The sequence below is a fragment of the Streptomyces triticagri genome (assembly GCF_003429565.1).
Taxonomy (GTDB): Bacteria; Actinomycetota; Actinomycetes; order Streptomycetales; family Streptomycetaceae; genus Streptomyces; species Streptomyces triticagri.
This window is the reverse complement of the sequence record NZ_QUAK01000043.1, coordinates 1-20,345: the sequence shown is the minus strand read 5'-3', so window position 1 is coordinate 20,345 and position 20,345 is coordinate 1. Positions and strand designations below refer to the sequence as shown.

Genomic DNA, 20,345 nt, shown 5'->3' with positions numbered 1-20,345 from the left:
GCCTCCGGCCGGGAGGTGCCCCCAGGTGCGTGCTCTGGGGGTCCCCCCGGCCGGAGGCTGGGGGAGCGTGCCAGGCGCCGCGAGCCCGCGAAGGTCCGCCGGACAGGACCTAGGTGTCCTAGCGTGCGCCGCGGCGTTCGTGGCGGGTGCGGGCCGCGTCGTGGGCCTCGGCGAGGAGGCGCAGGACGGTGTCGAGGGTGCGGGGGCCCGGGGCGACCACGGCGATCCAGCCCTGGGCCGCGTACACGGGGTGCGGCCCGATCGTGTCGGCGGCCGCGGGATCCACGGCGGGCTCGGCGCCGTCCCCGTCCGGCTGCTCGCCGACGAGCTCGCGCAGCGCCTGGCGCCCGACGTGGATGTTGACCCGGAACCGGCCCGGGCGGTCCAGGTCGGACGAGGTGTCACCGGGGTAGTTCTTGGTGACGATCGTCCCGTACGGCTGGGTGTGCTGCGGGAGGCGGCCGTCGGGTGCGTAGGAGAAGAAGGCGTCGCCCCAGGCCAGTTCGGGGTACTCGCTGCCGGGGGCGGGGAGGGTGACCAGAGCGCCGTCGAAGCCGCGGACCGCGCGGACGATCCGGTCCATCACCGAGTCCTCGGAGCCGGTGCCGTGCCCGGCGTCGTCGTTCCTGTGGATACTCATGGTTCAAGCATCGACTTCAAGTGCTTCTGTGGGGTTTCGGGATGGACGGGCGTACGGGACGTGGGGCGGAGGCGACCGGAGCCGACAATGCGGGCGTCCGGGGTCCGCTGCGTACCCGGGATGTCGCGGCGGCCTCCGGCTATTCGGTACAGCAGGTGCGCGACCTGGAGCGGCTCGGCGTGCTCCCGCCCGCTCCCGCGCCTACACCCCGGCGCACACACGTGCGCTGCGCGCCTACCGCGCGCTCGCCACGGCCGTCGGCCCCGTACCGGCCCGCCGGCTGCTGGCCCGGCTGCGTACCGCACCACTCACCGAGGCCGCGGCCGCCATCGGCGAGCTGCACTCGGGCATCGCGCGGGAGCGGGCGGACGCGCTGCATGCGCGGGAGGCCCTGCACGCGATCCGCGACGAGGCCCGCACGGACGAGGCGCGCACGGACGAGGCACCTACGGAAGGGGCCCGTACCGACGGGGCCCGTACTGACGGGACCGACCGCACGCCCGCACGCGAACGGCGCGACGACACCATGACGATCACCCAGCTCGCGGACGCCCTGCGGGTGCGGCCGTCCACCCTGCGGTTCTGGGAGCAGGAGCGGCTGGTGGCCCCGGAGCGGGTGACCTCGCTGCGCGCCCGCCGCTACGGAGTCGCGGCGGTGCGGCAGGCCCGCCTGGTCGCGGCGCTGCGCGCGGCCGGTCACGGCATCCCCGAGGTGCGCGAACTCCTGGGCACCCTCGGCGGACCCGGCGGCCTCGAGGACGCGCACCGCGTCCTCGCCCGCCGGCTCGAACAGCTCGCCGTACGGAGTGTGGCCCTGCTGCGCGCGGGCTCCGACCTGGCGGAACTGATCGAGGACGCGGCGGGGGAGGGCCGGCAGGAGGGTGCGGGTCAGGGCGGCGGTTCCGCGGGGGCCGGGCGTCCCGCCGAGTAGTGCTTGCGGATCTCCGAGACGATCCCGAAGACGGCGGCCGTCAGCGGGACCGCCAGGAGCATGCCGAGAATGCCGGCGACCGACGCACCCGCCGTGATCGCCAGCATCACGACCGCGGGATGCATCTGCACCGTACGGCTCTGGATCATCGGCTGGAGGACGTGCCCCTCCAGCACCTGCACCGCGAGGACCACCCCGAGCGCCCAGAGCGCGATCACGAAACCGCGGTCCGCGAGCGCCACAAGCACCGCCACCGCACCCGAGATGAACGCCCCGAGATACGGGATGTACGCGCCGACGAACACCAGGGCCCCGAGCCCGACCGCACCCGGCACCCGCAGGATCAGCAGACCGACCGTGATGCAGAGCGCGTCGATCAGGGCGATGAACGTCGTCCCGCGCATGAAGCCCTCGATGGCTTCGAAGGCCCGGCGCCCCATGGCCTCGAGCCGCACACCGCGGCTGCCCGGCATGAAGCCGTGCAGGGCGCGCACCGCCTTGTCCGCGTCCCGCAGGAAGAAGAACATCAGGAGCAGCGCCAGCACCGCCATCGCGATCACCTGCCCGACCACGCTGATCCCGCTGATCACACCGGACGCGGCGGTTCCGCCGAACTTGGAGAGCAGGTCCTTGGAGTTCTTCGCCAGATCGTCGACGGAGGTGCCGGCCGCGCCGAGATGATCGGCGAGCGACTTCGCCGCGTCACGGACCGAGGCGACGATCTGGTCGCCGGTCTCGATCAGGGCGTTCACCACGATGTACGTCGCCCCGCCTACGACGATCAGGACGGCGGCGCAGGTGAGTCCGGCCGCGAGCGAGGGGTTGAGCCGCCAGGCGACCAGCCTTCGGTGCAGCGGTCCGAGCAGGGCCGTACCGAGCAGCGCGAGCAGTACGGGGGTGACGGCGGTCTGGAAGGTGATGCAGAGCCAGACGCCCACCGCCGCCACACCGGTGACGAGCAGCGCGAGGGCGCACCAGGCGCCGAGGCGCCGGGCCGGTTCCGGCAGCAGTGAGGTCCGCACACGCCAAGCCGATCACGGGCACCGGTCCGCGTCGCCCTCACGCTGTCCGGCCGGGTGACCTGCCGATGGCCGGCCGGGGGCTCTCCCGCTGTCCGGCCGGTGACGGGGGAGCCGGGCGCCGGACGGGCCCGGACGGGAAAGACCGGACGGGCCCGGACGGGAAAGAGCCGGGATGCCCCTCGGGGGAAATGGGGCACCCCGGCGGTCTTGGGGTTCGATGCGGCGGCGCCGCATGGTCCTACATCCCGTGCACGGCCGGGACTACATCCCGTGCACGGCCGGGACCGTGCCGAGCCGGCCCTTCTGGAAGTCCTCGAAGGCCTGCTGCAGCTCCTCGCGGGTGTTCATCACGAACGGCCCGTAGTGCGCCATCGGTTCCCGGATCGGGCGGCCGCCGAGCAGGACGACCTCGAGGTCGGGCGTGTGGCCGTCCTGCTTCTCGTCGGCCCGTACGGTCAGCGAACCGCCGGATCCGAAGACCGCGGTCTGGCCGAGCTGCACCGGCCGCCGCTCGGAGCCGACCGAGCCGCGCCCGGCCAGGACGTACGCCAGACCGTTGAAGTCCTCCCGCCACGGCAGGGTGACCTCGGCACCGGGGCGGATCGTGGCGTGCACCATCGTGATCGGGGTGTGCGTGATGCCGGGGCCCTGGTGGCCGTCCAGCTCACCGGCGATGACCCGGAGCAGTGCGCCGCCGTCGGGCGAGGTGAGGAGCTGGACCTGGCCGCCGCGGATGTCCTGGTAGCGCGGGTCCATCATCTTGTCGGCCTTCGGCAGGTTCACCCACAGCTGCAGTCCGTGGAAGAGGCCGCCGGACATCACCAGGGACTCCGGCGGGGCCTCGATGTGCAGCAGGCCGGAGCCGGCCGTCATCCACTGGGTGTCGCCGTTGCGGATGGTGCCGCCGCCACCGTTGGAGTCCTGGTGCACGAAGGTGCCGTCGATCAGGTACGTCACCGTCTCGAAGCCGCGGTGCGGGTGCCACGGGGTGCCCTTCGGCTCCCCCGCCGCGTACTCCACCTCGCCCATCTGGTCCATCATGATGAACGGGTCGAGGTGCTGGTAGTTGATGCCCGCGAAGGCACGGCGCACCGGGAAGCCCTCGCCCTCGAAACCGCTGGGAGCGGTCGTGACGGCGAGCACCGGGCGGGCCACGGCATCCTGGGGCGCCGCGACGCGGGGCAGGGTCAGCGGGTTCTCGACGGTTACTGCAGGCATGGTCGGTACCTCCTCGCGATCCGAGTTTAGTTGAACATAGAACTTCTTGCCACCCAGCAACGACGGACGCCCGGGAGGAATTCCTCCCGGGCGTCCGTCGAACCTGCACACGACCGCCGCGCGGTCACCCGTACATGCGCCGCATCGCGAAGTCGACCATCTGCTCGACGGCCTTCGCGTCGAAGACCATGCGGTGCTCCCCCTCCATGTCGAGCACGAAGCCGTACCCGGTGGGAAGCAGGTCGATCACCTCGGCGCCGGTGATCACGAAGTACTTGGAGTCCTTGCCCGCGTAGGAGCGCAGCTCCTTGAGCGAGGTGAACATCGGGATCACCGGCTGCTGGGTGTTGTGCAGCGCCAGGAAGCCCGGGTTCTCACCCCGCGGGCAGTAGACCTTGGAGCCGGCGAAGACCTGCTGGAAGTCCTCGGCGGAGAGCGAGCCCGTGGTGAAGGCCCGCACGGCGTCCGCGAGCGTGGGCTGCGACGGCTCCGGATACAGCGGCGCCTGCTGGCCGTACCCGCCGGGCGCCTGCTGCGGCGGGGGCTGGGGCGAGCCGTAACCCTGCTGGGCGCCCGCGTTCTGGTCGTAGCCGTACATGCGGCCAAGACTACTGAGTGCAGGGGGCGTTCCCGTCCGCTTCCCCCCAAGCTCGGCCAAGGTCGGGACTCGGCGAGCGAAAGCGCCGGGGTCCTCCCGCGAGGGGAGACAGATCACAGATGTGGGGTTAGGGGTTGCTCTTATTACCGACGGGTAGCATCATTGTAGCTACTACCTGGTACGTGAACGAGGACCCTGCCTCCTTACAAAAAGTCTTTTGGAGCCGTCGCCATGGGGCACTACAAGTCGAACCTCCGGGACATCGAGTTCAACCTCTTCGAGGTGCTCGGTCGCGACAAGCTGTACGGCAGCGGACCGTTCGCGGAGATGGACACCGACACTGCGAAGAGCGTCCTGTCCGAGCTGACCCGCCTGGCCGAGAACGAGCTGGCGGAGTCGTTCGCCGACGCCGACCGCAATCCTCCGGTCTTCGACCCGGAGACCAACACCGCACCGGTGCCCGAGTCCTTCAAGAAGAGCTACAAGGCGTTCATGGACTCCGAGTACTGGCGGCTCGGGCTGCCCGAGGAGATCGGCGGCACCACCGCTCCGCCGTCCCTGATCTGGGCGTACGCCGAGCTGATCCTGGGCGCCAACCCGGCGATCTGGATGTACTCCTCGGGCCCCGCGTTCGCCCGCATCCTCTTCGAGGAGGGCAACGAGGTCCAGAAGAAGATCGCCGAGATCGCCGTCGAGAAGACCTGGGGCTCCACCATGGTCCTCACCGAGCCGGACGCCGGCTCGGACGTCGGTGCCGGCCGCGCCAAGGCCGTCGAGCAGGCGGACGGCTCCTGGCACATCGAGGGCGTCAAGCGCTTCATCACGTCCGGTGAGCACGACATGGAGGAGAACATCCTCCACTACGTCCTCGCCCGCCCCGAGGGCGCCGGCCCCGGCACCAAGGGCCTGTCCCTCTTCCTGGTCCCGAAGTACCACTTCGACTTCGAGACCGGCGAGCTCGGCGAGCGCAACGGCGTCTACGCCACCAACGTCGAGCACAAGATGGGCCTCAAGGCCTCCAACACCTGCGAGATGACCTTCGGCGACCAGCCCGACCAGCCCGCCGTCGGCTGGCTGATCGGCGACAAGCACGAGGGCATCCGCCAGATGTTCCGCATCATCGAGTTCGCCCGGATGATGGTCGGCACGAAGGCGATCTCCACCCTCTCGACGGGCTATCTGAACGCCCTCGAGTACGCCAAGGAGCGCGTCCAGGGCCCCGACCTGGCGAACTTCATGGACAAGTCCGCGCCCAAGGTCACCATCACGCACCACCCGGACGTCCGGCGCTCGCTCATGACGCAGAAGGCGTACGCGGAGGGCATGCGCGCCCTGGTCCTGCACACCGCCTCGGTCCAGGACGAGATCGCGGTCAAGGAAGCCGCGGGCGAGGACACCGCACAGCTCGAGGCACTGAACGACCTGCTCCTGCCGATCGTCAAGGGCTACGGCTCCGAGAAGGGCTACGAGCAGCTCGCCCAGTCGCTGCAGACCTTCGGCGGCTCCGGCTTCCTGCAGGAGTACCCGATCGAGCAGTACATCCGGGACGCCAAGATCGACACGCTGTACGAGGGCACCACGGCGATCCAGGGGCAGGACTTCTTCTTCCGGAAGATCGTCCGCAACCAGGGCGCCGCGCTGAACTCGCTGGCCGAGGACATCAAGAAGTTCCTGGCCGTCAACACCGGTGGCGAGGAGCTCTCGGCCGCCCGCGAGTCGCTCGCCAAGGCCGCCGTGGACCTGGAGGCCATCGTCGGCACCATGCTGACGGACCTCGCGGCCACCGAGAAGGACGTGAAGTCGATCTACAAGGTCGGCCTCAACTCCACCCGGCTGCTGCTCGCCTCCGGTGACGTGGTCGTCGGCTACCTGCTGCTGCGCGGTGCCGCCGTCGCCGCCGAGAAGCTGGCCGGCGCCAACGCCAAGGACAAGGCCTTCTACACCGGCAAGATCGCGGCGGCGAAGTTCTTCGCGGCCAACATCCTGCCCGGCGTCGGCGTCCAGCGTTCGCTGGCCGAAGGCGTCGACCTCGAGCTGATGGAGCTGGACGAGGCGGCGTTCTAGCAGAGACCCGCTCCACCGAGACCCCCGCGGCCTGTGCCGCGGGGGTCTTTGCTTGGCGGGGGTCTTTGCATGCCTGCACGGCGACCATTTTCGGATACCAAAATGACGAACGTCACCTCGATTCACACCCGGAACTGCACATGAATAGGTGGTTACGGTTGTCGGGAGGTCGAGATTTGGGATACAAAAATGATGAACTCCTCGCCCCCACCTCCAGGAGCCCTCAGTGAGTGACGCCTCCCCCCAGCCGCCGTCGCACCGGATGTCCCGGCGCGGTGTCATCGCCGGTGCCGCCGCCCTCGCCGGCACCGCCGCCGTGTCCGCGACCGCGGCCAGTGCCGCGACCGCCGCGGCCACCACCTCCGGGGACACCACCTCTGGGGACCGCCGACCGGGCGCCGGCACCGACCGCGACACCCGCGGCGCCAAGTCCGTCGTCTACCGCAACGTGCGCCCCTTCGGCGCGAAGAAGGCCGTGGACCTGGTCACCGTCGACGGCCGCATCGCGAATGGACCCGCGCCCGCCGGCGCGAAGGTCGTGGACGGCGGCGGCCGGGTCGCGCTGCCCTCGCTGGTCGACGCCCACATCCACCCGGACAAGACGACCTGGGGCGGCGAGTGGGTGTCCCGAAAACCGGCCTCCGGCATCGCCGACTACGTCGAGCAGGACGTCGAGCTCTTCAAGAGCCAGGACCGCTCCGTCGCCGAACGCGCCCACGGCCTGATGGCCCACGCCGTCACCCGCGGCACCCGCGGCATGCGCGCGCACGCCGACATCGCCCCCGCGTACGACCTGGCCGGCGTCGAAGGCGTCCATGAGGCCGCCCGCCGCCTGAAGCACGCCCTCGACGTGGAGATCGTGGCCTTCCCCCAGCACGGCGTCGTCCGCACCCCCGGCACCGCGGAACTCCTCGAGGAAGCGGCCCGCACCGGCTACGTCGACTTCGTCGGCGGCCTCGACCCCATCAGCTTCGACAACGCACTCGACGAGCAGCTCGACATCGTCTTCGGCCTCGCCGACCGGCACGGCATCGGCGTCGACATCCACCTGCACGACCGGGACGAGAACGGCACCAAGGTCCTCGACGCCATCATCGACCGCACCCGCGCCCTCGGCCTGCGCGGCAAGGTGAACGTCAGCCACGCCTTCTGCCTCACCAGGCTCTCCGAGTCCGAACTCGCCCGCACCGCAGCCCAGTTGGGTGACCTCGGCATCACGGTGACGACCGTCGCACCGAACGAGTCCCTTGTGCTGCCCATCACGCAGCTGCACGAGCACGGCGTCAAGGTCGGCCTGGGCTCGGACGGTGTGCGCGACTCCTGGAGCCCCTTCGGCAACGCGGACATGCTGCACCGCACCCACATCCTCGGCTGGGTCACCGACGTCCGCCTCGACCAGGAGCTGACCGACTGCTACACCGTGGCCGCACACGGCGGCGCGGACCTGCTCGGCATCGGACGCTCCGAGTTCAAGAAGGGCGACCCGGCGGACTTCGTCCTGCTGCGCGCCGAGGGCACCCCGCAGGTGGTGGTCGACATGCCGCAGCGGGACCTGGTCGTGCACGCGGGCCATGTCGTCGCCAGTGACGGCGAGCTCCAGTAGCAGATCGCGCACCGCTCCACAGCGCCCCGCCGGTCCGTGTACGGGCCCGCTTCTCCGCCCGGGGAGGCGGGCCCGCGCCCGTCGATACAGTGAGTGCATGAACAGACCGCACGCCCGCTTCGACCGCGGACAAACCGACGACCTGATGGCCTTCCTGGCCGCGAGCCCGTCCCCCTACCACGCGGTGGCGAACGCGGCCGCGCGGCTCGAGAAGGCCGGCTTCGAGGAAGTCGCGGAGACCGACTCCTGGGACGCGTCGACGGGCGGCAAGTACGTGCTGCGTGGCGGGGCCCTGATCGCCTGGTACGTGCCCGAGGGCGCGGTCTCCCACACGCCGTTCAAGATCGTCGGCGCGCACACCGACTCCCCCAATCTGCGGGTGAAGCCCATCCCGGACAGCGGCTCGCACGGCTGGCGGCAGGTCGCCGTCGAGATCTACGGCGGACCGCTGCTCAACTCCTGGCTCGACCGCGACCTGGGCCTGTCCGGACGCCTCACCCTGCGCGACGGCACCACCCGCCTGGTGAACGTGGACCGTCCCCTGCTCCGGGTGCCGCAGCTCGCCATCCACCTCGACCGCAGCGTGCACACCGACGGTCTCAAGCTCGACAAGCAGCGGCATCTGCAGCCCGTCTGGGGCCTCGGCGACGCCCACGAGGGCGATCTGGTCCGGTTCCTGGAGCAGGAACTCGGGCTCGCCGCGGGTGAGGTCACCGGCTGGGACCTGATGACGCACTCGGTGGAACCTCCCTCCTATCTCGGCCGCGACAACGAATTCGTCGCAGGTCCCCGGATGGACAACCTCCTCTCCGTACACGCCGGCGCCGCCGCCCTCGCGGCCACGGCGAGCGACGCGCTCGACTTCATCCCGGTGCTCGCGGCCTTCGACCACGAGGAGAACGGCTCGCAGTCCGACACCGGCGCCGACGGCCCGCTGCTCGGCGGCATCCTCGAACGGTCCGTCTTCGCCCGCGGCGGCTCCTACGAGGACCGAGCACGGGCCTTCGCCGGGACGGTGTGCCTGTCCTCCGACACCGGTCACGCCGTGCACCCCAACTACGCGGAGCGGCACGACCCGACCCATCACCCGAGGATCAACGGCGGGCCGATCCTCAAGGTCAACGTCAACAACCGCTACGCCACGGACGGTTCGGGACGAGCCGTGTTCGCCGCCGCGTGCGAGCGGGCCGGGGTGAGCTTCCAGTCCTTCGTCTCCAACAACGCGATGCCCTGCGGCACCACGATCGGCCCGATCACCGCCGCCCGGCACGGCATCAAGACCGTCGACATCGGCGTGGCGATCCTGTCGATGCACAGCGCCCGCGAGATGTGCGGCGCCGAGGACCCCGTCCTGCTGACCAACGCCCTCGCCTCCTTCCTGGAGAGCTGACCGGGCGGCGCAAGCCTCGGAGAACGTCCGGGCGGCGCGAGCTCGGAGACCTGACCGGGCGGCGCGAGGCGACGCCCGGCGGCCTCGGCCGTATCCCTCAACTCCCCGTGGTCCCGGGGCACTTCATCCCGGGGCCACGGCCGCCGGAGAGGCGCGGCCCCGTCACTCGTAGGGCCTGATGCCCACCATCGCGTCCAGGGATATGTGATTCACCCCGGACGGGGACGGCAGGGCGAGCTGCCGGTCGAGCAGCCCTCGGAGAGGGCCGCAGCCACTCGTGCGCGGGACGGCGAACCGTACGTCCTCGGCGCCGAAGGCGACCACGAGCGGATCCTCGGAGACGACCCGCGTGGGGTCGGTGTCCTGGAGGACCAGGTGGACCGCGTCCCGGTCGCTGCCGACCGCGCAGTGCTGCCCGGCCGTGGGCACTCCGCGCAGCCCCACCGCGAACTTCAGGTCCAGCTCACCACGCCGTATCGAGTCCGACTCGAAGTCCGCATACCCGCCGTACTGCGGGGTCAGCGTGAGCGGAGAGCCGCCGACCGGGATCGGGTCGGATCTCAACTCCCCGAAGACCTGCCGGAATTCGCCGCCTACCCGCCCCTCGGCGAAGGTGATCCGGATCGGGCGGTCGATCGGCTCGTCCACACTGCCGACCTTCAAATGGCCGGTGGCCTCCATGACTTCGCAGCGCCAGGTCCCTGGGTCGGCGCCCGCGGGAAGCTCCGCTCTCGCCGGGCAGGCGCCGAAGTCGAACTCCGGGGCGGATGCGCCGCCCTCCGCGCCGCCGCGCGCCTGCGCGGGCCCGGCCACGCAGGCGACACCCACCAGCAATGCGCCGACCACCACACCCAGGACCCGGCGGCACAGGCCGCGCCACAACCCCGGTCTCCTTCCCGCACTCCGCACACCCGCACTCCCTAGCTCTGCCGCCTTCGTCACGGCCGCACCCCCTCGTCTCGCCGTTCGTCCTGCCGCACAGCATTGCAGACTTTTCTCTGCAGAGGAAGATCTGCAGAGAAATTTCTGTCGACGAGGTACGCTGGGCCCATGACGGACGAACCGCAGACCGCAGCGCAGCAACCGGACCCGGCCGGTGCCGCGACCACCCCCGACGGGCGCCGCACCGTGGACAGCCCCGAGGCGCTCAAGGCCCTGGCCCACCCCTTGCGCCTGCGGATACTGCGCCACCTCGGCGTCCGCGGCCCCGCCACCTCGACCACCCTCGCCGCCGACCTCGGCGAGAACACCGGGACGCTCAGCTACCACCTGCGCATGCTCGAGCGCGGCGGGCTCATCGAGGACATCCCGGAGCGCTCCGGCGGACGCGAGCGCTGGTGGCGCGGCGTGCGCGGACTCGACATCCGCCGGCCTGCACAGGAGGAGATGACCGAGGGGGAGCGGGCCGTCGCGCGGGAGCTCGACCGGCTCCGGATGGAGGAGGACGTCCATCTGGCCCGGCAGTTCGACGCGGAGCAGGCGGGCTCCGAGGGATGGATGCGAGGCTCCCGGAGCCTGAGCCATCTCACCAAGGAGCAACTGGACGCGTTCCACAACGAGTACCTGATCCTGCTCGCCCGTTACGCCCACGGCCCCGAGGACGCCGCGGAGGGCTCCCGCCCCGTACTGCTTCGCTGGTTCGGCATACCGGCCGACTGACCTGCCCGCTTCCGCCCGGCCGCGCCCCGCGTCAGCCGCGCCCCGCGCCAGGTGCACCGGGCCGACAATTCCCCTATTTGGCGGGCAAGTCGCATGGAACCGGTCGCGACCCGGCACACGTCTGCAACCACAGAACCCGGACCTGAAGAAGACCTGAAGAACCAGTGACCAGAGAACTGACCACGTCCCCACGGGGGTAGAAGATGACCACCTTCCGCAAGCGCGCCACCCTGACCGCAGCCGCCACCGCCGCACTCGGACTGGGCCTGACCGGATTCGCATCCGCCGGCTCCGCCGCCTACGGCCACACCTCGGCCGAGACGACGACCCCGGCCTCCCGCACGGCCCCCGTCTGCACCAACGCCATGACGGATCTGAGCGTCGCCCCGGCACCCCGCCCGGTGAACCACCAGCTGATCACCCTCACCAACACCGGCGAGCGCAGCTGCACCGTCCTCATCCACCCGACCGTCAGCTTCGGCCCCGACCTCGACGGCACCGCCCGCGGCCTCACCGACGGCAGCCACCCCACCCGGTTCACCGTGGGGCCCGGCGACTCCGTCTACGCGGGTCTGCAGACCAGCCCCGCCGACCAGCAGGACGACGGCCGACCGCACGCCCAGTACATCGCCGTGGACCTGGTCAAGTCGGTGAACGACGACGGCTCCACGACCGACTTCGGCAAGCCGCGCAGCCTCGCCGTGGACGACCTCTTCATCTACGAGCCGACCGTCACGCCCTGGCAGCCGACCGTGGAGGACGCGCTGGGCTGACCCGGACCCTGCGGCCACGCCCCGCCGGGCTCACATCACGCGTCGAGCCCGGCGCGAGCGTCACGCGTCGAGCCCGGCGAGGACGAGCGCGAGGCGGTCCTGCGCCCCCTCGGTCAGCCGTACCGGCACGCCCCAGTCCTGCTGGTGCATATGGCAGGCCGCGTACTCACTGCCGTCGTCGTCGCAGGAGGCCGCCATCGCCGACACGTGCAACACCCCTTCGGTGACCGCAGGATTCAGCCGCAGACCGCGTGCCAGACCGGTCCCCGCGCCCGAGCCCTCGGCGAGCAGCTCGGGCGGGGTGGCCGAGACGAGCAGCCGGGTCGAAGGGCCGTAGCGAGTGTCGAGCTTCTGCCCAGCCGGCGCCTCGAAGACCACATCGAGCTGCAGTTCGCCCGGCGCCACCTCCGTGGCGTCCCGCCTGGTCCGGTGGGCGACCGCCTCGACGCGTACCGCCTCCTCCGGCAGCCGCAGACGGGTCAGCCGGTGCCGGGCCGACTCCACGACCACCAGGTTCGTGCCGGCCAGGACCGCGTCCGACGGCTCGCGCAGATCGGTGGCCAGGGTGGTCACCCGGTCCGTCGCCGGGTCGTAGCGGCGCAGGGCGTGGTTGTAGGTGTCGGAGACCGCGACCGAGCCGTCCGGCAGAGCGGTGACCCCGAGCGGATGCTGAAGCAGCGCCTGGCCGGCCTCGCCGTCCCGGTGCCCGAAGTCGAAGAGCCCGCTGCCGACCGCCGTGTGCACGATCCTGTCGTGGTCGATCCAGCGCAGCGCCGAGGTCTCGGAGTCCGCGATCCACAGCCGGTCTCCGGCCGCCGCGAGCCCGGACGGCTGGGCGAACCAGGCCTCGGCCGCGGGCCCGTCGACCAAGCCCTCGTTGGTGGTGCCCGCGGCGACGGCCACCGTCCCGGTCTCCGGGTCGTACGTCCACAGCTGGTGGACGCCGGCCATCGCGATCCACACCAGACCGTCGAACCAGGCGACGTCCCAGGGCGAGGAGAGGTCCACCTCGAGGGCCGGGCCGGAGGTCGGGGAGCCCTGCCACCACTGCCGGCCGGTACCGGCCACCGTCTCGACGGAGCCGGACTCCGGGTCGTACGCCCGCAGCGCGTGATTGACCGTGTCCGCGACGATCACCCGGCCACCGAGGCCGCCGGGCGCATCCTCGGGCAGCAGTACCAGGCCCTGCGGTTCGCTGAACTCGTCGGCGCCGAAGCCGCGCCGGCCGCTGCCCACCCGGCGCACCACGCTCTCGCCGTCCGCCCCGAGCTCCACCAGCTGATGCCGTGTCGAGTCCGAGACCAGGAAGCCTCCCGAGGGGAGCTGCAGCGCCTTGCCCGGGAAGCGCAGATCGGTGGCGACCAGCTCGGGCGGTACATACGGACCGTCCCCGCGGCGCAGTGTGCCCTTCGCGGAGTGCTCCGCCGCCAGCTCCTCGACCAGCTTTTCGATGGCGTGGGCATGCCCCTCGCCGGCGTGCTGGGCGACGATGTACCCCTCCGGGTCGATCACCACGAGCGTGGGCCAGGCCCGTACCGCGTACTGCTTCCAGGTCTCCAGGTCCGGATCGTCCAGTACGGGATGGGCGACTCCGTACCGCTCGACCGCGTCGACGACGGCCCGGTGATCGGCCTCGTGCACGAACTTCGGCGAGTGCACGCCGATGACCACCACGGTGTCCCGGTGCTTCTCCTCGAGCTCGCGGAGCTCGTCGAGCACATGCAGACAGTTCACACAGCAAAACGTCCAAAAATCAACCACTACGATGCGTCCTCGCAGGTCAGCGAGGGTGTAGTCCTGTCCGCCGGTGTTCAGCCAGCCGCCCCGGCCGACCAGTTCGGGAGCCCGAACGCGTGCACGTGTCGCCATGTCACCGTCCAACCGCCCGGGGCGGGTACGCATTCCCGCATGAAATTCCTGGTACGTGACCGGATCTTCGGCATCGGCGACGACTACTGGATCGAGGACGACGCGGGCCGCAAGGTGTTCCTCGTCGACGGCAAGGCCATGCGGCTGCGCGAGACCTTCGAGCTCAAGGACCGGGACGGGAACGTCCTGATCGACATCCGCAAGAAGCTGATGTCCGTGCGCGACACGATGGTCATCGAGCGGGGCGACGAGGAGATCGCCAAGGTCCGCCGCAAACGCCTGTCCCTGCTGCGCAACCACTTCCGGGTACGCCTCGTGGACGGCACGGAACTCGACGTCAGCGGCCGGATCCTGGACCGCGAGTTCGTGATCGAGTACGACGGCGAGATGCTCGCGCACATCTCGCGGCGCTGGCTGCGGGTCCGCGACACCTACGGCGTGGAGGTGGTGCGCGACGACGCCGACCCCGCCCTGCTCATCGCCGTCGCGGTCTGCGTGATCCGGCTGGCGGAGAAGGAACGGGAGGGCGACGGCTGAGCCGGGGCCGGCCCGCGCCGTTGGCGGCAGGGCTCAACTCGCCACGTGGGAAGGGGCGTCCAGACCGAGCCGCCGGTCCTTGAGGGCCGGGAACTGCTCGCGGGTCTTCGCCACCTTCGCCGGGTCGAACTCGACGGACAGCACCTCCTCGCCCGAGCCCGCCTCGGCGAGCACCTCGCCCCAGGGGTCCACGACGATGCTGTGCCCGGCCTGCTCGATGTCCGCGTGTATGCCGGCACTGCCGCAGGCCAGCACGTACGCCTGGTTCTCGACCGCGCGCGCCTGGGCGAGCAGGGTCCAGTGCGCGCGGCGGCGCTCCGGCCAGCCCGCGGCGACCACCAGCGTCTCGGCGCCGGCGTCGGTGAGGCGGCGGTACAGCTCGGGGAAGCGCAGGTCGTAACAGGTGGTCAGGCCGATCGTGGTGTCCGGAAGCTCGGCGGTGGCCGGTTCGGTGCCGGCGCCCATCAGGACGGCCTCGCCCTTGTCGAATCCGAAGCGGTGGATCTTGCGGTACGTGCGGACGAGGGTGCCGTCGGGGTCGAGGAGGAGCGTGGTGTTGTAGAGGCGCTCCTCGCCGGTGGCGTCCTTCGCGCGCTCCACGATCGATCCGGCGTACAGCCAGACTCCGGCCTCGCGCGCGGCGGCGGACATCGCCTCGTACGTCGGGCCGGTCAGCTCCTCGGCCTCGGTGGCGAAGGCGTCGTAGGCGAAGGCGCCGGTCGTCCACAGCTCAGGCAGTACGACGAGGTCGGCGCCCGCCTGCTCGCGGACCAGTGAAGCCACCCGCTGCCGACGGGAATTGACCGATTCCTGAGGGTCTGCGGCGATCTGGAGGAGAGAGGCGCGCACACTACCACCGTCCTGGCATTCGAGTCGTGACTACGGCCTACGATCGTCACACGAAACCACTGCAACGGGTACTTGGGGCAGCGTACTGTGCCTTTCCGGGGGTCCACCCCGGGTCCCCCGTACCCCCCGCAGTGCCGTTCTGCCCGCGTCCGAAACCGTCCGAGGGGTCCCGTGACCGTCCATCCCAGTCTTCAGACCTATGCCGATGCCTGGACCCACTCCGTCACCGCGATATCCGAGCTGGTGACACCGCTCGCCGAGGGCGAGTGGAACTGGGCGACTCCGTGCCCCGGCTGGTCGGTGCGCGATCTCGTCTCCCATGTCATCGGCCTCGACTGCGAGATGCTCGGCGATCCGCGCCCGATCCACACCCTGCCGCGGGACCTCTACCACGTACAGACCGAGATCCAGCGCTACATGGAGATGCAGGTCGACATCCGGCGGCACCACACCGCGCCGGAGATGACCTCGGAGCTGGAGTACACGATCATCCGCCGCTCGCGGCAGCTGCGGAACGAGACGAGGGACCCGGGGACGCTGGTGCGCGGCCCGCTCGGCAGCGAGGAGACCCTCGAATCGGCCACCCGCAGGCGGGCGTTCGACGTGTGGGTGCACGAGCAGGATCTGCGGACGACGCTCAACAAGCCGGGCAATCTCGATTCGCCGGGCGCCCTGGTCACCCGGGACGAGCTGCTGACGTATCTGCCGAAGGTGGTCGCCAAGCGGGCCTCGGCGCCCGCGAATTCGGCCGTGGTGTTCGATGTGCAGGGGCCCCTTGAGTTCCTGCGGACGGTGCGGATCGACGCGGACGGCCGCGGGACGATCGACAGCGCTCCCTCGCTCGGTCCCGCGGTGACCATCAGCACGGACTGGGAGACGTTCTTCAAACTGGCCTGCGGGCGCGTGAAGCTGAGCTCCGTCACGGACCGGATCAAGGCGGAGGGCGATCAGGACCTGGCGCGGGCGATCCTGGAACGGTTCAGCATCACCCCGTGACGTACGGCACGGCTCGTGAACCCGTGACGTACGGCTGGACCCGGGCGCCGCGCGGACGGCGAGCCCGGGCCGCGCTCATGCCGGTACGTGCACGGCCTCGACCCGGCTCGCCACCAGGCGTTCGCGTTCCCGGCGGTCGGCGTGCAGCCGCAGCCGCAGGATCTGGGTGACCCCGACGGCCTCCAGGACGAAGATCGACGAGAAGGCGATGCGGTAGTTGTCGCCGGTCAGGTCGAGCAGCACGCCGACCGCGAGCAGCATCGTCATGGAGGCCGTGAAACCACCCATGTTGACGATCCCGGAGGCGGTGCCCTGACGCTCCGGCGGATTGGCCGGGCGGGCGAAGTCGAAGCCGATCATCGAGGCGGGACCGCAGGCACCGAGCACCGCGCAGAGCATGATGAGCAGCCACATCGGGGCGCGGTCGCCGGGGAAGCCGAGGGTGCAGGCCCACAGCAGGCCCGTGGTGGCGATGGTGCCGAGGGCCAGCGGGGCGCGGGCACGGTGGTGCCGGGCGATGATCTGTCCGTAGACGAGCCCGATGGTCATGCTCGACAGGACGGTGAGGGTGAGGAGTTCACCCGCGGTGGCCCGGGACAGGCGCTGCGCCTCGACGAGGAACGGCATCCCCCACAGCAGGGTGAACACCATCATCGGGAACTGCGTGGTGAAGTGCACCCACAGGCCCATCCTGGTCCCCGGTTCCCGCCAGGCCTCGGCGATCTGCCGGCGTACGAAGCGTGCGCCGCGCGAGGCGGGCCGCGCCGCGGGCTCCGCGTGACCGTCCGGGTGGTCCTTGAGGAACAGCAGCGTCAGGACGAGTACGAGCACTCCGAAGAGGGAGCTGCCGACGAAGGCTCCCGTCCAGCCGATTCCGTCGAGCAGCCGGGAGAGCACCAGGGTGGAGACCAGATTGCCGCCCATCCCGATGAGCCCGGCGAGCTGCGCGACGAGCGGGCTGCGGCGGGCCGGGAACCAGCGGTTGCCGAGCCGCAGCACGCTGATGAACGTCATGGCGTCGCCGCAGCCGAGCAGGGCACGCGCGGCCAGGGCCATCCCGTAACTCGGCGAGAGGGCGAAGCTCAGCTGGCCCAGGGTGAAGAGGAGCGCGCCGAGCGAGAGGACCTTCTTGGTGCCGAAGCGGTCGACGAGCAGACCGACGGGTATCTGCATGCCCGCGTAGACGAGCAGTTGGAGTATGGAGAAGGTGGACAGGGCCGAGGCGTTGACCTCGAAGCGGTCGGCCGCGTCGAGGCCCGCGACGCCGAGCGAGGTCCGGAAGATCACCGCCACGAAGTAGACGGAGACCCCGATCGACCAGACGGCGACGGCCTTGCGACCGCCCGGTGGATCGCCGGGCAGGGTGGCGGACGACGTCATCGGACCTCGCCCCTGGCCAGCTGCGAGATGCGCTCGACGTGGCGGTGGACGGCACCGACGGCCGCGTCCGCGTCGCCGTCGCGCAGCGCCTGCAGGATCTCCTCGTGCTCGACGAGGGACTTCTCCACGCGGTCCGGGTGCGAGTTCAGGAAGGCGACGCCCATCCGCAACTGGCGGTCGCGCAGCTGGTCGTAGAGCCGGGACAGGATGGCGTTGCCGCCGCTGCGGACGATCTCGGCGTGGAAGCAGCGGTCGGTGACGGCGGCGGCGCCCAGGTCGCCGGCCGCGGCCTGCTCGCGCTGCTGCTCGAGGAGTTCCTCGAGGCGGGCGATCAGCTGCGGGGTGGCGGGCAGGGCCTTGCGGGCCGCGTGCTCCTCGACCAGCATCCGGGTCTCCACCACGTCCGCGATCTCCTGCGCCGACACCGGCAGGACCAGGGCGCCCTTCTTCGGGTACAGCTTCAGCAGGCCCTCGACCTCCAGCTTGAGCAGCGCCTCCCGCACGGGGGTGCGGGATACGCCCACGTCGGTGGCGAGTTCGCCCTCGGTGAGCAGGGTGCCGCCCTCGTAGCGGCGGTCGAGTACGCCCTGCTTGACGTGCTGGTAGACGCGCTCGGCGGCGGGCGGCTGCCTGGCCGCGGCGGGCTGCTGTGCGGCGGTCGGGGAGGGGGCGTCGGACGAGGTGGTGGGAGCGGGGGCGGGCGGCATGCGCACAGCATAGATACAACAGGGGTGCAACAGAAAACGCCGTCCGCGATCCGGGACGGCGTGCTCCGTTTCGTCATTGCTTATCGGGGCTCATCGGGTCTTGTCGGACACCTCGATGCGGGCCGGGGCCTCCTCGGGCATACGGGCACGGGCGCTCGTGCCCGTCGACACGGCGACCACCCTGCCACCGCGCCCGCCGGCCGCCGCCGCGAGCACCACCGCGCCGAGCGCGACCACCACACCGACCACGGTCGCGACGGTGACGTCCGTGTCCCCGTGCGGCAGGAACAGGTCGAGGCCGAGCGAGCCCACCAACTGCCCGGTGATCGTGCACAGTCCGAGCACCAGGACACCGAGCCGGGACACACTCACCACCGCGATGGAGATGAAGGCGATGCCGACGAGCCCGCCGAGATACAGATACGGCTCCGAGGGCAGCTCACCCGGAAGGCCGGAGAGCAGCGTGTGCACCACGGCGACCACGGTCAGGGCGGCCGTACCGGTCAGGAAGTTGAGGAACGTCGCGGTATAGCCGGAGTCCGCCGAGATCCGCACATGGCCGTTCACCGCCTGCTGCCAGCTCACACAGAGCCCCGCCGCGAGCGGCAGCAGGAGCATCCAGTACGGGAACTGCCCGGCCAGCTTGTCCGCCATCGAAAGGCCCACCGCGACCAGGACCAGGGCGGCACCGAGCACCCGGCGCCGGGTCGGCCGCTGCGGGCCCGCGGGCCCGAGCCCCACCCGGTCGAAGAGCAGGCCACCGCTGACCTGCCCGGCCACCACGGCGACCGTGAACAGTGCGACGCCGAGCGCCTCCACCGTGATCCCCTGCGACAGGACGAAGGCACCGCCGCCGAAGCCACCGAGCAGCTGCCACCGGTTGAGCCGCCCGCCCCGCACATCACGCACCACCCGGCCGAGGCCGGCCCGCGGCCCGCGCAGCACGGCGAGCCCGATGGCCAGGACGAGCAGCCCGGACCCGAAGGAGATGACGGCCGCGCTCGAACCGTCACCGACGGCGGTGGCGAGCTCGCCGTTGATACGGGCCTGCAGGGAGATCAGGGCCCCGGAGAAGACGGCCAGGAGGATCCAGTGGGGAGTGGCGGCAGGCATGAGCGTGTACGACCTCGGAAGCGGAGCAGTCTGGGATGTCGCGCCGATCCGCGTCGGACGGGCGATCGACGACAGACTCCCAGCTTGCCACCGGACCCGTACGAGGTGTCCGGATGGTGAGGCGGGCAACATCCACAGCGGGCCGCACTCCGGGTCGCCCCCCGTGACCGGAGGACGACCCGGACCGTGCCAGGCCCGGCCGGCGTGCCGGTCAGGACCGGCTGCCGTGCCGGTCAGGCCCAGGTGATGAGCCGCTTCGGGCGCTCGAGTACGGCTGCCACGTCGGCGAGCACCTTCGAGCCCAGTTCGCCGTCGACCAGACGGTGGTCGAAGGACAGCGCGAGCGTGGTCACCTGACGGGGCTTCACCTTGCCCTTGTGCACCCAGGGCTGTGCCTTGATCGCACCGACCGCGAGGATCGCGGACTCACCCGGGTTGAGGATCGGCGTCCCGGTGTCCACGCCGAACACACCCACATTGGTGATCGTCACCGTGCCGTTCTGCATCGCGGCCGGCGACGTCTTCCCCTCGCGGGCCGTCGAGACGAGCTCGCCGAGAGCCTCGGCGAGCTGCGGCAGCGTCAGGTCGTGCGCGTCCTTGATGTTCGGCACGATCAGGCCGCGCGGGGTGGCCGCCGCGATGCCCAGATTCACGTAGTGCTTCTGGACGATCTCCTGATTCGCCTCGTCCCAGGCGGCGTTCACCTCCGGGTTGCGCTTGATGGCGACGAGCAGGGCCTTGGCGATCAGGAGCAGCGGATTGACCCTGAGGCCCGCCATGTCCTTGTCGCCCTTGAGCTCCTCGACCAGCTTCATCGTCCGCGTCACATCGACCGTCACGAACTCGGTGACGTGCGGCGCGGTGAAGGCGGAGCCGACCATGGCCTGCGCGGTCGCCTTCCGTACGCCCTTGACCGGGATCCGGGTCTCGCGGGCGTCGGGGGCGGCGGCGGGCTGCGCGCCGGGGGCCGGGGCGAGCGCAGGCTCGGCGGCCGGT

19 protein-coding genes are annotated in these 20,345 nt (G+C 71.0%); 8 read left to right on the top strand and 11 right to left on the bottom strand.

Going from position 1 to position 20,345, the window contains the following annotated elements; translation table 11 throughout:
- Positions 1 to 118: 118 nt before the first annotated feature.
- A complete protein-coding gene (locus DY218_RS08680; RefSeq protein WP_128555343.1) occupies positions 119 to 583 on the bottom strand; it encodes a DUF6194 family protein in 465 nt (154 codons plus the stop codon).
- A gap of 85 nt (positions 584 to 668) precedes the next feature.
- On the opposite strand from DY218_RS08680, the gene DY218_RS08675 reads away from it, so the two are divergent.
- On the top strand, positions 669 to 1,571 hold the full coding sequence (locus DY218_RS08675; protein ID WP_325051980.1) for a MerR family transcriptional regulator: 903 nt from the start codon (positions 669 to 671) through the stop codon (positions 1,569 to 1,571).
- On the opposite strand, the gene DY218_RS08670 is transcribed toward DY218_RS08675, so the two are convergent.
- From DY218_RS08670 to DY218_RS08660, 3 genes are all read right to left on the bottom strand, one after another.
- A complete protein-coding gene (locus tag DY218_RS08670; protein WP_128555342.1) occupies positions 1,529 to 2,593 on the bottom strand; it encodes an AI-2E family transporter in 1,065 nt (354 codons plus the stop codon). The two genes, DY218_RS08675 and DY218_RS08670, sit on opposite strands and share 43 nt — an antisense overlap.
- 261 nt (positions 2,594 to 2,854) lie before the next feature.
- Entirely contained in the window at positions 2,855 to 3,811 is a 957-nt protein-coding gene (locus tag DY218_RS08665; protein WP_128555341.1) for a pirin family protein, read from the bottom strand.
- Positions 3,812 to 3,935: 124 nt separating this feature from the next.
- On the bottom strand, positions 3,936 to 4,409 hold the full coding sequence (locus DY218_RS08660; RefSeq protein ID WP_128555340.1) for an SseB family protein: 474 nt from the start codon (positions 4,407 to 4,409) through the stop codon (positions 3,936 to 3,938).
- 231 nt (positions 4,410 to 4,640) lie between these two features.
- On the opposite strand from DY218_RS08660, the gene DY218_RS08655 reads away from it, so the two are divergent.
- The 3 genes from DY218_RS08655 to DY218_RS08645 all read left to right on the top strand — a co-directional run bounded on the left by DY218_RS08655 (position 4,641) and on the right by DY218_RS08645 (position 9,466).
- A complete protein-coding gene (locus tag DY218_RS08655) occupies positions 4,641 to 6,473 on the top strand; it encodes an acyl-CoA dehydrogenase (protein WP_128555339.1) in 1,833 nt (610 codons plus the stop codon).
- Positions 6,474 to 6,735: 262 nt separating this feature from the next.
- A complete protein-coding gene (locus tag DY218_RS08650) occupies positions 6,736 to 8,076 on the top strand; it encodes an amidohydrolase (RefSeq protein WP_199566670.1) in 1,341 nt (446 codons plus the stop codon).
- Positions 8,077 to 8,173: 97 nt separating this feature from the next.
- Positions 8,174 to 9,466 carry a M18 family aminopeptidase gene (locus DY218_RS08645; RefSeq protein WP_128555337.1) on the top strand — a complete coding sequence of 431 codons (1,293 nt, stop codon included), beginning with the start codon at positions 8,174 to 8,176 and terminating at the stop codon, positions 9,464 to 9,466.
- Positions 9,467 to 9,628: 162 nt separating this feature from the next.
- On the opposite strand, the gene DY218_RS08640 is transcribed toward DY218_RS08645, so the two are convergent.
- Positions 9,629 to 10,348 carry a hypothetical protein gene (locus tag DY218_RS08640; RefSeq protein ID WP_128555336.1) on the bottom strand — a complete coding sequence of 240 codons (720 nt, stop codon included), beginning with the start codon at positions 10,346 to 10,348 and terminating at the stop codon, positions 9,629 to 9,631.
- A gap of 168 nt (positions 10,349 to 10,516) precedes the next feature.
- Between DY218_RS08640 and DY218_RS08635 the strand changes: the two genes are divergently transcribed.
- The gene (locus DY218_RS08635) at positions 10,517 to 11,125 is read left to right on the top strand and encodes an ArsR/SmtB family transcription factor (RefSeq protein WP_128555335.1); all 609 of its coding nucleotides are present in this window, start codon (positions 10,517 to 10,519) and stop codon (positions 11,123 to 11,125) included.
- 203 nt (positions 11,126 to 11,328) lie between these two features.
- Positions 11,329 to 11,898, top strand: coding sequence for a DUF4232 domain-containing protein (locus DY218_RS08630; protein WP_128555334.1), 570 nt, complete (start codon positions 11,329 to 11,331; stop codon positions 11,896 to 11,898).
- A gap of 60 nt (positions 11,899 to 11,958) precedes the next feature.
- On the opposite strand, the gene DY218_RS08625 is transcribed toward DY218_RS08630, so the two are convergent.
- Positions 11,959 to 13,767, bottom strand: a complete 1,809-nt coding sequence (locus DY218_RS08625; protein WP_128555333.1) for an NHL domain-containing thioredoxin family protein — start codon at positions 13,765 to 13,767, stop codon at positions 11,959 to 11,961.
- Between the two features lie 39 nt (positions 13,768 to 13,806).
- On the opposite strand from DY218_RS08625, the gene DY218_RS08620 reads away from it, so the two are divergent.
- A complete protein-coding gene (locus DY218_RS08620; protein ID WP_128555332.1) occupies positions 13,807 to 14,304 on the top strand; it encodes an LURP-one-related/scramblase family protein in 498 nt (165 codons plus the stop codon).
- A 33-nt stretch (positions 14,305 to 14,337) separates the two neighbouring features.
- On the opposite strand, the gene DY218_RS08615 is transcribed toward DY218_RS08620, so the two are convergent.
- Positions 14,338 to 15,153 carry a carbon-nitrogen family hydrolase gene (locus DY218_RS08615; RefSeq protein WP_128555331.1) on the bottom strand — a complete coding sequence of 272 codons (816 nt, stop codon included), beginning with the start codon at positions 15,151 to 15,153 and terminating at the stop codon, positions 14,338 to 14,340.
- 171 nt (positions 15,154 to 15,324) lie between these two features.
- Here DY218_RS08615 and DY218_RS08610 point away from each other — a divergent pair, with 171 nt between their 5' ends.
- A complete protein-coding gene (locus tag DY218_RS08610; protein ID WP_128555330.1) occupies positions 15,325 to 16,149 on the top strand; it encodes a maleylpyruvate isomerase family mycothiol-dependent enzyme in 825 nt (274 codons plus the stop codon).
- A 75-nt stretch (positions 16,150 to 16,224) separates the two neighbouring features.
- Here the strand turns inward: DY218_RS08610 and DY218_RS08605 are convergent, their stop codons facing one another.
- The 4 genes from DY218_RS08605 to DY218_RS08590 all read right to left on the bottom strand — a co-directional run.
- The gene (locus DY218_RS08605; protein ID WP_128555329.1) at positions 16,225 to 17,529 is read right to left on the bottom strand and encodes an MFS transporter; all 1,305 of its coding nucleotides are present in this window, start codon (positions 17,527 to 17,529) and stop codon (positions 16,225 to 16,227) included.
- On the bottom strand, positions 17,526 to 18,236 hold the full coding sequence (locus tag DY218_RS08600; RefSeq protein ID WP_128555328.1) for a GntR family transcriptional regulator: 711 nt from the start codon (positions 18,234 to 18,236) through the stop codon (positions 17,526 to 17,528). The genes DY218_RS08605 and DY218_RS08600 overlap by 4 nt, the downstream gene beginning before the upstream one ends.
- Positions 18,237 to 18,326: 90 nt before the next feature.
- Positions 18,327 to 19,349, bottom strand: coding sequence for a DMT family transporter (locus tag DY218_RS08595; protein ID WP_128555327.1), 1,023 nt, complete (start codon positions 19,347 to 19,349; stop codon positions 18,327 to 18,329).
- Positions 19,350 to 19,582: 233 nt separating this feature from the next.
- Positions 19,583 to 20,345 (bottom strand): dihydrolipoamide acetyltransferase family protein (locus DY218_RS08590; protein WP_233521440.1); only part of this gene is annotated, 763 nt, incomplete at its 5' end.

What these genes read in the sequence shown, in the direction of transcription:
- DY218_RS08595 (WP_128555327.1), bottom strand. Translation starts at nt 19,349, where the DNA reads ATGCCTGCCGCCACTCCCCACTGGATCCTCCTGGCCGTCTTCTCCGGG.
- DY218_RS08635 (WP_128555335.1), top strand. Translation starts at nt 10,517, where the DNA reads ATGACGGACGAACCGCAGACCGCAGCGCAGCAACCGGACCCGGCCGGT.
- DY218_RS08620 (WP_128555332.1), top strand. Translation starts at nt 13,807, where the DNA reads ATGAAATTCCTGGTACGTGACCGGATCTTCGGCATCGGCGACGACTAC.
- DY218_RS08650 (WP_199566670.1), top strand. Translation starts at nt 6,736, where the DNA reads ATGTCCCGGCGCGGTGTCATCGCCGGTGCCGCCGCCCTCGCCGGCACC.
- DY218_RS08680 (WP_128555343.1), bottom strand. Translation starts at nt 583, where the DNA reads ATGGACCGGATCGTCCGCGCGGTCCGCGGCTTCGACGGCGCTCTGGTC.
- DY218_RS08605 (WP_128555329.1), bottom strand. Translation starts at nt 17,529, where the DNA reads ATGACGTCGTCCGCCACCCTGCCCGGCGATCCACCGGGCGGTCGCAAG.
- DY218_RS08645 (WP_128555337.1), top strand. Translation starts at nt 8,174, where the DNA reads ATGAACAGACCGCACGCCCGCTTCGACCGCGGACAAACCGACGACCTG.
- DY218_RS08660 (WP_128555340.1), bottom strand. Translation starts at nt 4,409, where the DNA reads ATGTACGGCTACGACCAGAACGCGGGCGCCCAGCAGGGTTACGGCTCG.
- DY218_RS08600 (WP_128555328.1), bottom strand. Translation starts at nt 18,236, where the DNA reads ATGCCGCCCGCCCCCGCTCCCACCACCTCGTCCGACGCCCCCTCCCCG.
- DY218_RS08655 (WP_128555339.1), top strand. Translation starts at nt 4,641, where the DNA reads ATGGGGCACTACAAGTCGAACCTCCGGGACATCGAGTTCAACCTCTTC.
- DY218_RS08665 (WP_128555341.1), bottom strand. Translation starts at nt 3,811, where the DNA reads ATGCCTGCAGTAACCGTCGAGAACCCGCTGACCCTGCCCCGCGTCGCG.
- DY218_RS08625 (WP_128555333.1), bottom strand. Translation starts at nt 13,767, where the DNA reads ATGGCGACACGTGCACGCGTTCGGGCTCCCGAACTGGTCGGCCGGGGC.
- DY218_RS08630 (WP_128555334.1), top strand. Translation starts at nt 11,329, where the DNA reads ATGACCACCTTCCGCAAGCGCGCCACCCTGACCGCAGCCGCCACCGCC.